Source organism: Azospira sp. MPR-LB4 (genome assembly GCF_058809525.1).
On the sequence record NZ_CM179521.1, the window covers coordinates 2,952,173 to 2,965,208 of the forward strand.

The following is a 13,036-nucleotide window of genomic DNA, read 5'->3' on the forward strand; positions in this document are numbered from 1 at the left end:
GAGGTAATAGGGGCGCCACTCTTCCGCCATGCATGGTGGAGATTGGCTTCAGTATTGGCTTGCAGGGTAGGTGCGGTTTGCAACCGCTCCGGCAGCTAAGGCGGAGTGCGACCCCTCGGTGATCTCTGTGCCCTCTGTGGCAAAAAAAATAGGATGCCCGAATGCCCGAAATGATCCTCGCCCTGGTCCGCAGCCTCGGCACCCTGTCCCGCCGCCGCGTCTGGTGGCTGGTGTTGTCCCCCGCCGTGGCCGCCCTGGCGGTATGGCTGACGCTGACCTTCCTGGTGCTGGACCACCTTTCCGCCTGGTTCCTCGAGCAGCCGCCCATGAGCTGGCTCTCCGGCTGGGGCGCCGTGTGGCTGGCCAAGCTGCTGGCCGCCGCCGGGGGCTGGCTGGTGATCCTGGCCCTCTCCTATCTCACCGCCATGGTGCTGGCGGCGGTGTTCATCATGCCCATCCTGCTGCAGGTGGTGGCCGCCCGGGATTACCCGGAGGTGGCGGCCATGGGCAAGGACAGCTTCTTTGCCGGTGCCTGGAACAGCGTCTGGGCCGCCCTGCTGTTCATCGCCGGCTGGCTGTTGACCCTGCCCCTGTGGCTGGTGCCCGGCCTGGGCCTGGTGCTGCCCCTGTTCTGGATGGCCTGGCTCAACCGCAAGACCTTTGCCTACGATGCCCTGGCCATGCACGCCACCGACGACGAGTGGCGCCTGATCCGGGAGCGCCGGGCCACGCCCCTGCTGGGCCTGGGCATTCTCCTGGCCCTGCTGGCCCATGTGCCGGTACTGGGCCTGCTGACCCCGGCCCTGGGCGCCCTGCTGTACATCCACTTCGGCCTGGAAAGCCTGCGCCAGCTGCGCGGCGGGGCCGTGGTGACCGTCGATGCGGTGGTGGTGGAAGAGCCCGTGCCCACCGACCGCTTCCTGCGCTGATTTTCACCCTTTACGACCTCAACGACGCGAGGACCCATGACTGCTTCCGTTTCCCAGACTGCCCAAGCCACGCGCTTCGGCGCCCTCATCATCGGCGACGAAATCCTCTCCGGCAAACGCCAGGACAAACACTTCGCCAAGGTGGCCGAACTGCTCGGCGCCCGGGGTCTGCAGTTGTCCTGGGTGCAATATCTGGGGGACGACCGGGCCCGCCTGACGGAAACCCTGAAGCGCAGCTTCGCCAGCGGCGAGGCGGTGTTCTCCTTCGGCGGCATCGGCAACACGCCGGACGACCACACCCGCCAGGCCGCCGCCGCGGCCCTGGGGGAGGAGCTGGTGCTGAGCCCGGAGGCGGAGGCGGAGATCCGTGTCCGCTTCGGCGACGACATCACGCCCCAGCGCCTGCTGCTGGGCACCTTCCCTGCCAGCAGCCGCATCATTCCCAATCCCTTCAACCGCATTCCCGGCTTCATGGTGAAGGAGCATTACTTCGTGCCGGGCTTTCCCCAGATGGCCCATCCCATGGTGGAGTGGGTGCTGGACACCTTCTATGCCCATCTCTTCAACCGGGCGCCCAAGGTGGAGAAGGCCTTCCTCCTCACCGGCGACAGGGCCTACGAAAGCGCCCTGCTGGACCTGATGGAGCGCATCGTCGCCGAGTACCCGGAGCTGCGCCTGTTTTCCCTGCCGTCCCTGACCCAGGACGGTGTGCGCCGCCACCTGGAACTGGGAGTGGAAGGACAGCCGGAACAGGTGGAGCGGGCCATGGCGGAAATCCAAGGCGAGGTGGAGCGCCGCGGCATCACCTGGGTGTGGCGCGACTGAGTCCGGACTGAGCGGGTTGCGCGGCTTTGCGGGGGATTCCGGCCCCCGGTTTCCGCTCCGCGTGCGGCAATAAAAAACCCCGGCCATGGCCGGGGTTGTGCTCGCCAAGCGGGGAACGCCCGCGGCAGACCTTACTTCTTGGCAGCTGCCTTGCTGGCAGCGCCTACGGCCTTGGCGGTGGCGTTGGAAGCCACGGCCACGTTGGCATCGGCGATGTCGGCCATCTGCTTGGCCATCTTGGTGAAGTGGTCGAAGGCCTGGGTGGAGGCGGACAGCATGGACTTCATGGCCGCTGCCACCACGTCGCCGCCCACGGGAGCGGAGGCGGAGGTCTTCTCGATGGCGGAGGTGGCCTTCTGGGACAGCTGGTTGTAGTGCTGTTCCATCAGGTCGGTCACTTCCTTCTGGGTCGCGGTGATCAGCTCGTACAGGTTGCGGTAGTAGGCCGTGACCTTTTCCAGATTGGGCTGGGCCAGGGTGCTCTGCAGCTTGGCGGCTTCCTGCACGTCCTTGGCGCCCAGCAGGGTCTGGGTGCCGTTGACGGAAGAGTTGAGGAAGTCACGGGCAGCAGCCAGATTCAGCTCGGCGATTTTTTCCACGCCGTTGAAGGCGGTGTGCACCAGGGCCACCATCACTTCAGCGTTGGCTTTCTGGGCGGCGGTAAGCTGTTCGATATTCGGGTTGGTCATTGGGAAATCCTCCGCTTAGCGTTGAGATATAAGGGAATAATCCTGCTGGTTGAATATCGGCCCGGTATTGTTGTTAGTACGGCCTTGGGTCGAATTCCACTGCCTCGGCAGCGGCGCCGGATGAAGCCAGTATAGCAAATACTATATGACCATCACATGTCGCCGGCGACAACGAAAAAAAACCCCGGCGCAAGGCCGGGGTTTCGGTGCTGTTCGCCTTAGGCGGTCTTTTTCTTGGCAGCGGAGGCGGCGGCGGAAGTGGCGCCGACGGCCTTCACGGTAGCGTTGGTGGCGGCAGCCACGTTGGCTTCAGCGATTTCGGCAACCTGCTTGGCAGCCTTGTTCATGCTGTCGTAGGCGGAGTTGGCAGCGGCGATGGCGGACTTGACGGCGGCCACGGCCACATCGGAACCGGCGGGGGCGGTCTTGGAAACCTTGTCCAGCAGGCCGGCCACGTTCTTGTTGAATTCGTTGAACTGGGCTTCCACGACCTTGGTCAGTTCTTCCTGGGTCTGGGCGGCGATTTCGTAGACGCTGCGGGAGTAGGCCACGGCCTTCTCGACGTTGGGTTGGGCGATGGAGGCCTGCAGGGAGATGGCTTCCTGGGCATCCTTGGCACCCAGCAGGGCCTTGGTGTTGGCGACGCTGTCTTCGATGACGGCGCGGGCGGTGTGCAGGTTCAGGGCGGCGATGCGCTCGGCGCTGGCGAAAGCGGTGTTGGCCAGGGCCAGCAGGGAATCAACGGTGGCCTTGTTGGCGGCGGCGAACTGCTCGGGGGTAGCGAAAGTGGTCATGGTCATCTCCTAGAAAGTCAGTGTGGGAACACTCGCAGAGCAAGGCGGGACTGGCTTTTCTGACTGCGGCCGGTTGTTGCGCTGCAACATGTAGAGCCAATTATAGGGAGCGACAGATTTCTGTCAAGCATTTTTTGTGCGTCGCACAAAAAATTTTCTTCGCTTTGAAAACAGTGGCTTAACAGTCGTTGGGAGAGCCTGGGGATGGAGGCTTTGCGGCGGGGCGGGAGCCTGCCGCGGAGGGGGCGCCCCGGGGCGGCGGCGCGCCCCGGGAGGTGGGATCAGCGATGCTTGAAGGCGGGCTTGCGCTTCTCGACGAAGGCAGCCATGCCTTCCTTCTGGTCTTCCAGGGCGAAGGCGGCATGGAACTGGCGACGCTCGAAGAGCAGGCCTTCATTGAGGCTGCTTTCGAAGGCCCGGTTCACGTTCTCCTTGATCATCATCACCACCGGCAGGGAGTAGGAGGCGATCTTCTCGGCGGCGCCGAGGGCTTCCTCCAGCAGCTTGTCGGCGGGCACGATGCGGGAGACCAGGCCGGCGCGCTCGGCTTCGGTGGCATCCATCATGCGGGCGGACAGGCACAGGTCCATGGCCTTGGCCTTGCCCACGGCACGGGGCAGACGCTGGGTGCCGCCGGCGCCGGGCAGGATGCCCAGCTTCACTTCGGGCTGGCCGAACTGGGCGCTGTCGGCGGCGATGATGAAGTCGCAGCTCATGGCCAGTTCGCAGCCGCCGCCCAGGGCGTAGCCGGCAACGGCGGCGATGACGGGCTTGCGGCAGGTCTTCACCTTCTCCCAGTTACGGGTGATGTAGTCGCCCTTGTAGGCGTCCATATAGGAGAAGTCTTTCATCATGCTGATGTCGGCGCCGGCGGCGAAGGCCTTGTCGGAGCCGGTGATGACGATGCAGCCGATGTTCTCGTCGGCTTCGAATTCGGTGAGGGCGTCGCCCAGTTCATCCACCAGGGGGTCGCACAGGGCGTTGAGGGCCTTGGGGCGGTTGAGGGTGATGAGGCCGACGCGGCCCTTGGCTTCAGCGATGATGTACTCGTAAGTCACGAGGCTTTACTCCTTGCGCGATGGTAGGGAAATGGCGGGCTTCAGGGTGAGCGATTCCCGGCTCCCCGTAGCTCCTTGTTGTGCTTCGGTGTCCTTGTTCTTCGGCTGGATGATGGCCCGCACCCGGCCCGGCGGCACGCCGGGGCTGGCCTCGCCGGGCATCTTGGAGGCGGTGACCAGGTACTGCTCGGTGAGGGAGTCGTACTGGATGTAGTGACCCTTGACCTCGTCCTGGCCGCTCTTGACCCAGGCCTTGTCGTAAAGCTCGGTCTTTTCCGTCTTGGCGTTGTGCTCGATGCGCAGGGCGATGCCCTCCACGTAATCGTCCCGGCCTTCCCGCTTCTGCTTGAACTTGGCCGGGTTGCCGGTGGCTACGCCCTTCTGGAAGCCGGCATCGTCCTGGGTGACGACGATACGGTCGCCGCGGATGACCAGGGTGCCCTGGGTCAGGGTGACATTGCCGTCAAAGACGTGGACCTTCTTGGCGTCGTCCACCGTGACCCGGTCGGCTTCCAGGTTCACCGGTTTTTCCCGGTCCGCTTTTTCGGCGTGGACCGGCATGGTGGCGGCAAGACTGAGGGCGCCCAGGAGGGCGGCGAGGCGGCGATTGATCATGTCAGCGCTTTTCATGTTTGCTGGCGAATTGGCCGGTGACCCGGGATTCCAGGATGGTATTCATGGTGGCGTTGTCCACCTGCAGGCCGCTGCCCTTGAGCCAGGATTTTCCCTGGACCACGTGCACCGGGCTCTTGGTGTTGGCGGTTTCCGCATCCGGATAGATGGTCAGGTCCGGTGCCGTTGCCACCATGGCTTCCCGGTCCTTGGCTGCATCGCGGACGACGCGGACGTTGTCCTTCAAGAGCACTTCGCTGGCGTCGCTGTTGATGTGCCCGTAGTCGCTGCTCATGGTCACCACGGGGCGTCCGGGTTTGATGAACTTGGCTACCGGGGCGGTGACGTCAGATTCGTCCGTGTCCGGATAATGGTCCAGGCGCTTGGCCGTCATCACATGGCGCAGATGGCCCTGCTTGTCGATCCGGCTCATGGTGAAGTCGTCGATGAAGTAGTCCACGTCGTGACGGAACTTGCCGCTGTGGTCCGGCTCCGGCAGCTGGGTGGCCTTGGCCAGCCAGAAGGTGGCCGCAGTCAGGCTGCCCAGCAGGACGATGGGGAAGAGGGCGCTGGCGAAGCGTTCCAGACGTTTCATTGCAGGTAGGCGTCGAGCAGGGCCTGCAGCTGGCCGCGTTCCTGCAGGAGATGTTCGCAGGCTTCACGCACGGCGCCATGGCCGCCCTGCTGGCGGCAGACGTAGCCGGCATGGCGCTTGACGAAGTCGTGGGCGTTGCCCGGGGCGGCGGAGAAGCCGCAGGCGCGCATGATGGGCAGGTCCACCACATCGTCGCCCATGTAGCCGGCTTCGGCGAAGGTCAGGCCTTCCCGCTGCAGCAGCTCGGTCATGACCTGGCGCTTGTCCTCCACGCCCTGGAACAGCAGGTCGATGCCCAAGTTGGCGGCGCGGGCGGCGACGCAGCCGGACTTGCGCCCGGTGATGATGGCCAGGCGCACGCCGGATTTCTGCAACATCTTCAGGCCGTGGCCGTCCAGGGTGTTGAAGACCTTGAGTTCCTTGCCGTCTTCCGTGTAGTAGAGGCCGCCGTCGGTGAGGACGCCGTCCACATCGAAGGCCATCAGCTTGAGATTCGTGGCGGCGCTCATCAGATCACCTTGGCCTGGAACAGGTCGTGCATGTTGAGGGCGCCCTGCAGGCGGCCTTCGCTGTCGGCCACCAGGAGCTGGTTGATCTTGTGCCGCTCCATCATTTCCACGGCTTCCACCGCCAGCTTGTCCACCCCGATACAGCGCGGATTGGCGGTCATGACGGCAGTGACGGGCACCGACTTGAGGTCCACGTCCCGTTCGAAGGCGCGGCGCAGGTCGCCATCGGTGAAGATGCCCTGGATGCGCTGCTGGGCATCCACCACCGCAGTCATGCCGAGGCCGCCCTTGGAAATGGCCAGCACGGCTTCGGCCAGGCTGGCCTGGGGGGAGACCTGGGGCACTGCCGCGCCGGCGCGCATGACATCCCGTACATGGGTCAGCAGGCGCCGGCCCAGGGAACCGCCGGGATGGGAGCGGGCGAAGTCTTCCGGGCCAAAACCGCGGGCGTCGAGCAGAGCCACTGCCAGGGCGTCGCCCAGGGCCAGGGCCGCGGTGGTGCTGGCCGTCGGCGCCAGGTTGAGGGGGCAGGCCTCCTGGGCCACCGCTGCGTCCAGATGGGCGTCGGCCTCCTTGGCCAGGGAGGACTGGGCATTGCCCGTCATGGCGATGAGCTTGGCGCCCTGGCGCTTGATGATGGGGACGATGGCCAGCAGTTCGGCGCTTTCGCCGGAATTGGAGAGGGCGATCAGCACGTCCTGGCGCAGGATCATGCCCAGGTCGCCGTGGCTGGCTTCCGCCGGGTGCACGAAGTAGGCCGGCGTGCCGGTGCTGGCCAGGGTGGAGGCGATCTTGCGGCCCACGTGGCCAGACTTGCCGATGCCGCTGACGATGACCCGGCCGGAGCAATTGAGGATGAGGCTGACCGCGTCCAGGAAGCCGTCGTCCAGCCGCTCGCTCAGGGCGGCGACGGCATCGGCCTCGATGCGCAGGACCTGGCGGGCCAGTTCGAGCACGGCGGCCGGGTTGAGGGCGGAAGTTTGGTTCATGGGATGGCAGCGGTTATGATTGTGCGAAGTATACCACCCCTGCCAGTGAAGCCCGGCGGGGCGCGGTTTTCCGCCCATCCGCCCGCCTTCCCCCTATCGGCCCATGAATTCCCTGCAACTGGTCCTGCTGCTGCTTGCCGCTGCCGTCCTGGTGGTGACCCTGTTCCGTCGCCTCGGGCTGCCGCCGATCCTGGGCTATCTCCTGGTGGGCGTGCTCATCGGCCCCCATGCCCTGAACTTCATCAAGGATGTGAGCGGCGCCGAGCACCTGGCCGAATTCGGGGTGGTGTTCCTGATGTTCTCCATCGGCCTGGAATTCTCCCTGCCCAAGCTCTACGCCATGAAACGGGTGGTGTTCGGCCTGGGGCTGATGCAGGTGCTGCTGACCATCGTCCTCGCCGTCGGCCTCAGCGTCGGCACCGGCCTGGGCTGGCAGGCCGGGGTGGCCCTGGGCGGCGTCTTCGCCATGTCCTCCACCGCCGTGCTGTCCAAGCTGCTGGCCGAACGCCTGGAGCTGGAATCGCCCCACGGTCGCGACGTCATCGGCGTGCTGCTGTTCCAGGATCTGGCGGTGGTGCCCCTGCTGATCCTGATTCCCGCCTTTTCCCGGCCGCCGGGGGAAATGGCCCTGGAGATCGCCTGGGCCATGGGCAAGGCGGCGGTGGTGCTGAGCCTGGTGCTGTTCCTCGGGCAGAAGCTGATGCGGCGCTGGTTCTACATCGTTGCCCGGGGCAAGTCCGCCGAGCTGTTCATGCTCAATGTGCTGCTCATCACCCTGGGGCTGGCCCACATCACCGAAATGGCCGGCCTCTCCCTGGCCCTGGGGGCCTTCGTCGCCGGCATGCTGATTTCGGAAACCGAGTACCGCTACCAGGTGGAGGAGGACATCAAGCCCTTCCGCGACGTGCTGATGGGGCTCTTCTTCGTCACCGTGGGCATGCTCCTGGACGTGGGGGCCGTGCTCGACTACCTGCCCTGGGTGCTGCTGGCCCTGGCCATCCTGCTGCTGGGCAAGTTCGGCCTGATCGCCGCCCTCTCCCGCAGCTTCGGGGCGACGCCGGGCAACGCCATGCGGGTCGGCCTGTGGCTGTGCGCCGGCGGTGAATTCGGCTTTGTGCTGCTGACCGAAATCAGCGCCTCCAGCCTGGTGCCGGAGGCCGTGCTGCAGGTGGTGCTGACGGCCCTGGTGCTGTCCCTGCTGCTGGCGCCCCTGATCGTGCTCTACAGCGACAAGCTGGTGCTGCGCTTCGCCGCCAGCGAGTGGCTGATGCGTTCCATGGAGCTGACCAAGATCGCGGCCCAGACCATGAGTACGGAGAAGCACGCCATCATCTGCGGCTTCGGCCGCAGCGGCCAGTACCTGGCCCGCTTCCTGTCCCGGGAGAACATTTCCTACGTGGCCCTGGACCTGGACCCGGAACGGGTGCGGGAGGCGGCGGCGGCCGGCGAGACGGTGGTCTATGGCGATGCCGCCCGGCGCGAGACCCTGGTGGCGGCCGGGGTTTCCCGGGCCAGCGTGGTCATCGTCAGCTTCGCCAACACCATCGCTGCAGAAAAAGTGCTGCACCATGTGCAGGAGCTGAAGCCGGACCTGCCGGTGGTGGTGCGGACCATCGACGAGTCCGACATGGACACCCTGAGCCGGGCGGGGGCGGCGGAAGTTGTGCCCGAATCCCTGGAGGCCAGCATCATGCTGGCTTCCCATGCCCTGGTGCTGCTCGGGGTGCCGATGAACCGGGTGCTGAAGATGATCCGGGACATCCGGGGCCAGCGTTATCGCCTGCTGCGGGGCTTCTTCCACGGTCTTTCCGACCGGGACAGCGACCTCAGCGAAACCCAGCAGTTCCGCCTGCATTCGGTGGCCCTGGGGGCCGGCGCCTATGCCGTGGGGCGCAGCCTGGAGGAACTGAATCTGGCCTATTTCGGCGTCGAGATCAGCGCCGTGCGCCGGCGCGACATCCGGGCCCTGGAACCCCTGCCGGAAACCCGCTTCCGGGAAGGGGACGTGGTGGTGCTGCTGGGCTCGGTCGCCAGCCTGGAAGCGGCGGAACTGCGCCTGCTCAAGGGCTGACAAAAAAAGGCGCCCGCAGGCGCCTTTTTTCTTGGTGAAGCTGCCTTAGAAGGCGGTGCAGACGATGTAGGTGTTGTTGTCCTCGATGCCGCCGGTGCCGGTGGTGGGCACGGCGGTCAGGGCGGTGCCGGCATAGGTACCGGAAGCCACGCGCACGGAGCCGGTGGCGGTGTTGCCGTCGTCCAGGGTGATGTCGATCTGCTTGGCGAACTTGCCCTGGATGCCTTCGGAACAGACAAAGTAGGAGCCGGTCATGCCGGTGATGGGGCTGGTGCTCTGGATGCCCAGGCGCCCGCCGTCGGCGTTGGTGGGCATGGCGGCAGCCGGATCGGTGAAGTTGGCATTGCCGGCCGCCAGGTTGGCCAGGCGCACCTGTTGCCAGAAGGCGACGCTCTCGTCGGTGGCCGTGGTGGAGTTGTAGTTGCCTTCGATGCGGCCGTTACCCTGGGTGGTGGAGGTGACGGTGAGCAGGGTCACGCTGGCGTTGGTGGCGGCGGAACCCAGGTGGGTGGCCACGTCCCGGTCGTCGCCCGGCAGCGCCCGGTACTTGTCCTGGTAGCCGTAGATGAAGAGGGGGACGGTCTTGAAGTCGTTGATGAAATTTTTCACCTTGGCGCTGTTGATCAGTTCCTGACCCTTCAGCACCCCGCCCAGAAGCAGGCCGATGATGACGAGTACAATGGCAATCTCAACCAGGGTGAAGCCTTTTTGGCGTGCGGACATGGCGGTCTCCTTCCAATTTGAAAATGTGTCTGCTTTTTCCAAGCACATCATATGCCATGGGCCTGGAAGGCATTATGGGTGCAATTCTGACGGGAAAGCGCTGAAAAGTGTCAAATTCTTGACGCTCCCGTCGGAGAATCGTCACCCGTTCCTGTCGCGGGAGTGTCCGTGCTAGCCAGAACCCGTCTTGCCCTGGGCCCAGAGAGCCTGCTGGTGGCGCTCCTCGGCCTCTACCACGTGGCCCTCGCGGTGGGGCCGGAGCAGCCCTGGGGGCGGGGCCTGTGGCTGGCCCACATCGGCCTGCTGATCCTCTGGCAGCCTTTCGTCGAAACCGGCCGTCGACTCAGCGTGGCCGAACTGGCCCTGATGGGAGCCGGCATCCTGCTGCTGACCCTGGGCCTCAACGACTGGCTGCTGATCTTCTGGACCGCCATCCTCTCGGCCCTGGTGGGCGGCCGGGTCCTCTTTGTCCGCCGCCGGCGCCAGCGCATTTTCCTGCTCCTGGCCTTCGGCTATCTGCTGGGCGCCCTGCTGGCCTGGCAGGTGCCCCAGGTGGTGCCCCGGGAAATGGCCGTGGATCCGGCCCTCAGCCCCGTGTTCATCTACGCCCTGCCTCTGCTGCTGCTGTCCATGCTGGTGTGGCCCCGCTCCCGGGAGGAAGCGCCCCCGCGCCGGGCCGAAATGGTGGACTTCGTCTACAGCCTGTTCGTCTTTCTCCTGCTGGCCGTGCTGGTGCTGGGCACCCTGGCCTTCATGCTGCTCGACCGCAGCGGCTATGGTGTGGCAGTGGCCTCCACCGTGTTCATCATGGCCGGCCTGCTGTTCCTGCTGGCCTGGGCCTGGGACCCCCGGGGCGGCTTTTCCGGCTTCGGCGTGCTTTTTTCCCGTTACGTCCTGAGCGTGGCCCTGCCCTTCGAGCAGTGGATGCGGCGCCTCACCTACCATGCCGAGTTCGAGGTCGATCCGGAACGTTTCCTCGGCCAGACCCTGGAGGAGATGCTGGCCCTGCCCTGGGTCCTGGGCGGCACCTGGGCGGCGGAGCACCGGCACGGCGCCTTCGGGCTGGCCGACGGCGCCTTCTCCCAGCGCTTCGAATGTCCGCCCCTGAACGTGACCCTGTTCACCCGGCACAAGCTGTCGCCGGCCCTGATGCTGCATTTTCATCTGCTGCTACGGCTGCTGGCCGAGTTCTACCTGGCCAAGCTGCGAGGCCGGGCCCTGCAGCAGATGAGCTACATCCAGGCCGTGCACGAGACGGGCGCCCGTCTCACCCACGACGTGAAAAACCTGCTGCAGTCCCTGACCAATCTCTGCCATGCGGCCGAACAGGCGGAAGCGGACGATGCCGAGGCTTTCCAGGCCCTGATGCAGCGCCAGCTGCCCCTGATTACCCAGCGCCTGCGCCAGGCCCTGGACAAGCTGGAGCAGCGGCCCGCCGCCGATGGTGAGGAGCCTGCTGCCGGCAGCTGGTGGACGGCCCTGGGCCAGCGCTACAGCGGCGAGGCAGTGACCTTTACTGCTTGGCGCGGGGGCGAGCAGCCCCTGCCTGCCGGGCTGTTCGACATGGTGGCGGAGAACCTGCTGCAGAACGCCCTGAGCAAGGCCGCCAGGGAAATGGACCTGCGCATCGAGGCACGCCTGCTGCCCGGGGCGGACGGGGCGGGTCTGGAGCTGCAGGTGGAGGATTCGGGCAGTCCGGTGCCGCCGGAGCTGGCGGCGGAACTGGGGCGGGCGCCGGTGAGCTCGGCCCACGGGCTGGGCATCGGTCTCTACCAGGCCGGGCGCCTGGCGGCCGAGAGCGGTTACGAACTGTGCCTGGCCGCCAACGAGCCGGGCCGGGTGTGCTTCAGCCTGCGTCCCCTCAGCCGGTGACCTCGGTCGGCACGGCGCCGAGGCTGCTGCCGGTGCCGCCGTCGCTGCGCTTGCCGGCCAGCCGGTACACCGTCATGTTGCCCTTGCCCTTGAGATAGAGGGTCTGGGGCTCGTAGAAATCGTAGCGGTCCCGCAGGCGACGGTAGGTGGTTTCATCCACCTGGATCATGCCGGGCACGCCTTCCGTGGTGATGCGGCTGGCGATATTGACCGTGTCGCCCCACAGATCGTAGATGAACTTTTTCTTGCCCACCACGCCGGCCACCACCGGCCCGGTGCCGATGCCGATGCGCACTTCCAGGTGCATGCGGTTCACCTCGAAATCCCGGTGCAGCAGATCGCGCACGGCCAGGGCCAGGTCGGCGATGGCGTCGGAATACTCCTCCCGCTCCTGGCTGAGGCCGCCGGCCACCATGTAGGCGTCGCCGATGGTCTTGATCTTCTCCAGGCCGTAGGCTTCGGCCAGTTCGTCGAAGGAGGAGAAGATGCGGTTGAGCATGGAGAAGACCTGCTGGGGCGACAGGCCCTCCGCCACCTTGGTGAAATTGACGATGTCGGCGAACATCACCGTGACATCGGCAAAGCCGTCGGCGATGGTCTGGTTGCTGTGTTTCAGCCGTTCCGCCACGGCCCCCGGCAGGATGTTCAGCAGCAGCCGTTCCGAGCGTTCCTGCTCCGCCTGGAGCAGGGCGTGGGCCTCCACCATGCGTTCCTGCAGCTTCTGCTTCTCCAGGGTGGCAAAACGCAGCAGCAGATAGACGATGCTGGAGACGGCGGCAAAGTTGAGGGCGAAGAAGAAGATGCTGGTGCGCAGGGGCACGTGGCTGGCTTCCATGGCCGCCATGTCGGCCAGGTAGAAGTCGAAGAAGCCGGAGAGGGCGGTGAGGAACAGGTAGGCGATGAACCAGGCCAGGGATTCCCGCACGCCGAAAAACAGGATGGCGCCGATGGGCGCCAGCAGGCCCCACAGGCTGATGCCCGAGGCGGTGATGAAGTTGCCCATGCTCCACTGGGCAACGAAGGGCATGAACAGGAACAGCCCCAGCTGGGTGGTGCGGAACAGGGTGAAATTGCGGGTCTTGAAGTAGAGCAACAGGTTGCCGGTGAGCAGCAGCTGGAAGATGAAGGGGATGGTGGAGGAGAAGCGCGGCCCCAGTTGCCAGTAGAGCAGCAGCCAGAGCATGGAGGCGGCGCTGATGAGGCCCGTGGCGAAAATCAGCAGGGACTTGTTGAGGCGCATTTCCTCGCTGTCGTTGGCCGAGAGGCCGACGTCGCGGAAGGAATGGAAGAAGGAGTCGGAGGACATGGGCCGGGGTCGATGCGAAGGCGTGGGCGGATGGTCTGAGTGTGGCAGTTGGGGCCGGGGCCGG

Annotated in this window: 13 protein-coding genes; 4 read left to right on the plus strand and 9 right to left on the minus strand. The window is 65.7% G+C overall.

Annotated elements, in window-relative coordinates; genetic code table 11:
- Positions 1-161 precede the first annotated feature (161 nt).
- Positions 162-929: an EI24 domain-containing protein gene (locus tag AC3QLZ_RS13905; protein WP_014236470.1), complete on the plus strand. Its 768-nt coding sequence runs from the start codon at positions 162-164 to the stop codon at positions 927-929.
- A gap of 36 nt (positions 930-965) precedes the next feature.
- A complete protein-coding gene (locus AC3QLZ_RS13910; RefSeq protein WP_014236471.1) occupies positions 966-1,754 on the plus strand; it encodes a competence/damage-inducible protein A in 789 nt (262 codons plus the stop codon).
- 131 nt (positions 1,755-1,885) lie between these two features.
- Here AC3QLZ_RS13910 and AC3QLZ_RS13915 read toward each other — a convergent pair whose 3' ends face one another.
- From AC3QLZ_RS13915 to AC3QLZ_RS13945, 7 genes are all read right to left on the minus strand, one after another.
- Entirely contained in the window at positions 1,886-2,443 is a 558-nt protein-coding gene (locus AC3QLZ_RS13915; protein ID WP_014236472.1) for a phasin family protein, read from the minus strand.
- A gap of 218 nt (positions 2,444-2,661) precedes the next feature.
- A complete protein-coding gene (locus tag AC3QLZ_RS13920; protein ID WP_014236473.1) occupies positions 2,662-3,237 on the minus strand; it encodes a phasin family protein in 576 nt (191 codons plus the stop codon).
- Positions 3,238-3,518: 281 nt separating this feature from the next.
- Positions 3,519-4,295 (minus strand): enoyl-CoA hydratase, encoded by a 777-nt coding sequence (locus AC3QLZ_RS13925; RefSeq protein WP_014236474.1) that lies wholly within the window; start codon positions 4,293-4,295, stop codon positions 3,519-3,521.
- Positions 4,296-4,301: 6 nt separating this feature from the next.
- Positions 4,302-4,910 carry a lipopolysaccharide transport periplasmic protein LptA gene (lptA, locus tag AC3QLZ_RS13930; RefSeq protein ID WP_014236475.1) on the minus strand — a complete coding sequence of 203 codons (609 nt, stop codon included), beginning with the start codon at positions 4,908-4,910 and terminating at the stop codon, positions 4,302-4,304.
- Position 4,911: 1 nt separating this feature from the next.
- A complete protein-coding gene (lptC, locus tag AC3QLZ_RS13935) occupies positions 4,912-5,502 on the minus strand; it encodes an LPS export ABC transporter periplasmic protein LptC (protein WP_014236476.1) in 591 nt (196 codons plus the stop codon).
- Positions 5,499-6,011, minus strand: coding sequence for a KdsC family phosphatase (locus tag AC3QLZ_RS13940; protein WP_014236477.1), 513 nt, complete (start codon positions 6,009-6,011; stop codon positions 5,499-5,501). The genes lptC and AC3QLZ_RS13940 overlap by 4 nt, the downstream gene beginning before the upstream one ends.
- Positions 6,011-7,000, minus strand: a complete 990-nt coding sequence (locus AC3QLZ_RS13945) for a KpsF/GutQ family sugar-phosphate isomerase (protein ID WP_014236478.1) — start codon at positions 6,998-7,000, stop codon at positions 6,011-6,013. Before AC3QLZ_RS13945 ends, AC3QLZ_RS13940 begins: the two co-directional genes overlap by 1 nt.
- 103 nt (positions 7,001-7,103) lie before the next feature.
- Between AC3QLZ_RS13945 and AC3QLZ_RS13950 the strand changes: the two genes are divergently transcribed.
- Positions 7,104-9,071: a monovalent cation:proton antiporter family protein gene (locus AC3QLZ_RS13950; protein ID WP_014236479.1), complete on the plus strand. Its 1,968-nt coding sequence runs from the start codon at positions 7,104-7,106 to the stop codon at positions 9,069-9,071.
- Positions 9,072-9,116: 45 nt separating this feature from the next.
- Here the strand turns inward: AC3QLZ_RS13950 and AC3QLZ_RS13955 are convergent, their stop codons facing one another.
- On the minus strand, positions 9,117-9,794 hold the full coding sequence (locus tag AC3QLZ_RS13955) for a prepilin-type N-terminal cleavage/methylation domain-containing protein (protein WP_014236480.1): 678 nt from the start codon (positions 9,792-9,794) through the stop codon (positions 9,117-9,119).
- Between the two features lie 168 nt (positions 9,795-9,962).
- On the opposite strand from AC3QLZ_RS13955, the gene AC3QLZ_RS13960 reads away from it, so the two are divergent.
- On the plus strand, positions 9,963-11,666 hold the full coding sequence (locus AC3QLZ_RS13960) for an ATP-binding protein (RefSeq protein WP_014236481.1): 1,704 nt from the start codon (positions 9,963-9,965) through the stop codon (positions 11,664-11,666).
- On the opposite strand, the gene AC3QLZ_RS13965 is transcribed toward AC3QLZ_RS13960, so the two are convergent.
- Positions 11,656-12,972: an adenylate/guanylate cyclase domain-containing protein gene (locus AC3QLZ_RS13965; protein ID WP_014236482.1), complete on the minus strand. Its 1,317-nt coding sequence runs from the start codon at positions 12,970-12,972 to the stop codon at positions 11,656-11,658. The genes AC3QLZ_RS13960 and AC3QLZ_RS13965 overlap by 11 nt on opposite strands.
- Positions 12,973-13,036: the final 64 nt, after the last annotated feature.

What these genes read in the sequence shown, in the direction of transcription:
- AC3QLZ_RS13905 (WP_014236470.1), top strand. Translation starts at nt 162, where the DNA reads ATGCCCGAAATGATCCTCGCCCTGGTCCGCAGCCTCGGCACCCTGTCC.
- AC3QLZ_RS13910 (WP_014236471.1), top strand. Translation starts at nt 966, where the DNA reads ATGACTGCTTCCGTTTCCCAGACTGCCCAAGCCACGCGCTTCGGCGCC.
- AC3QLZ_RS13915 (WP_014236472.1), bottom strand. Translation starts at nt 2,443, where the DNA reads ATGACCAACCCGAATATCGAACAGCTTACCGCCGCCCAGAAAGCCAAC.
- AC3QLZ_RS13920 (WP_014236473.1), bottom strand. Translation starts at nt 3,237, where the DNA reads ATGACCACTTTCGCTACCCCCGAGCAGTTCGCCGCCGCCAACAAGGCC.
- lptA (WP_014236475.1), bottom strand. Translation starts at nt 4,910, where the DNA reads ATGATCAATCGCCGCCTCGCCGCCCTCCTGGGCGCCCTCAGTCTTGCC.
- lptC (WP_014236476.1), bottom strand. Translation starts at nt 5,502, where the DNA reads ATGAAACGTCTGGAACGCTTCGCCAGCGCCCTCTTCCCCATCGTCCTG.
- AC3QLZ_RS13940 (WP_014236477.1), bottom strand. Translation starts at nt 6,011, where the DNA reads ATGAGCGCCGCCACGAATCTCAAGCTGATGGCCTTCGATGTGGACGGC.
- AC3QLZ_RS13945 (WP_014236478.1), bottom strand. Translation starts at nt 7,000, where the DNA reads ATGAACCAAACTTCCGCCCTCAACCCGGCCGCCGTGCTCGAACTGGCC.
- AC3QLZ_RS13950 (WP_014236479.1), top strand. Translation starts at nt 7,104, where the DNA reads ATGAATTCCCTGCAACTGGTCCTGCTGCTGCTTGCCGCTGCCGTCCTG.
- AC3QLZ_RS13955 (WP_014236480.1), bottom strand. Translation starts at nt 9,794, where the DNA reads ATGTCCGCACGCCAAAAAGGCTTCACCCTGGTTGAGATTGCCATTGTA.
- AC3QLZ_RS13965 (WP_014236482.1), bottom strand. Translation starts at nt 12,972, where the DNA reads ATGTCCTCCGACTCCTTCTTCCATTCCTTCCGCGACGTCGGCCTCTCG.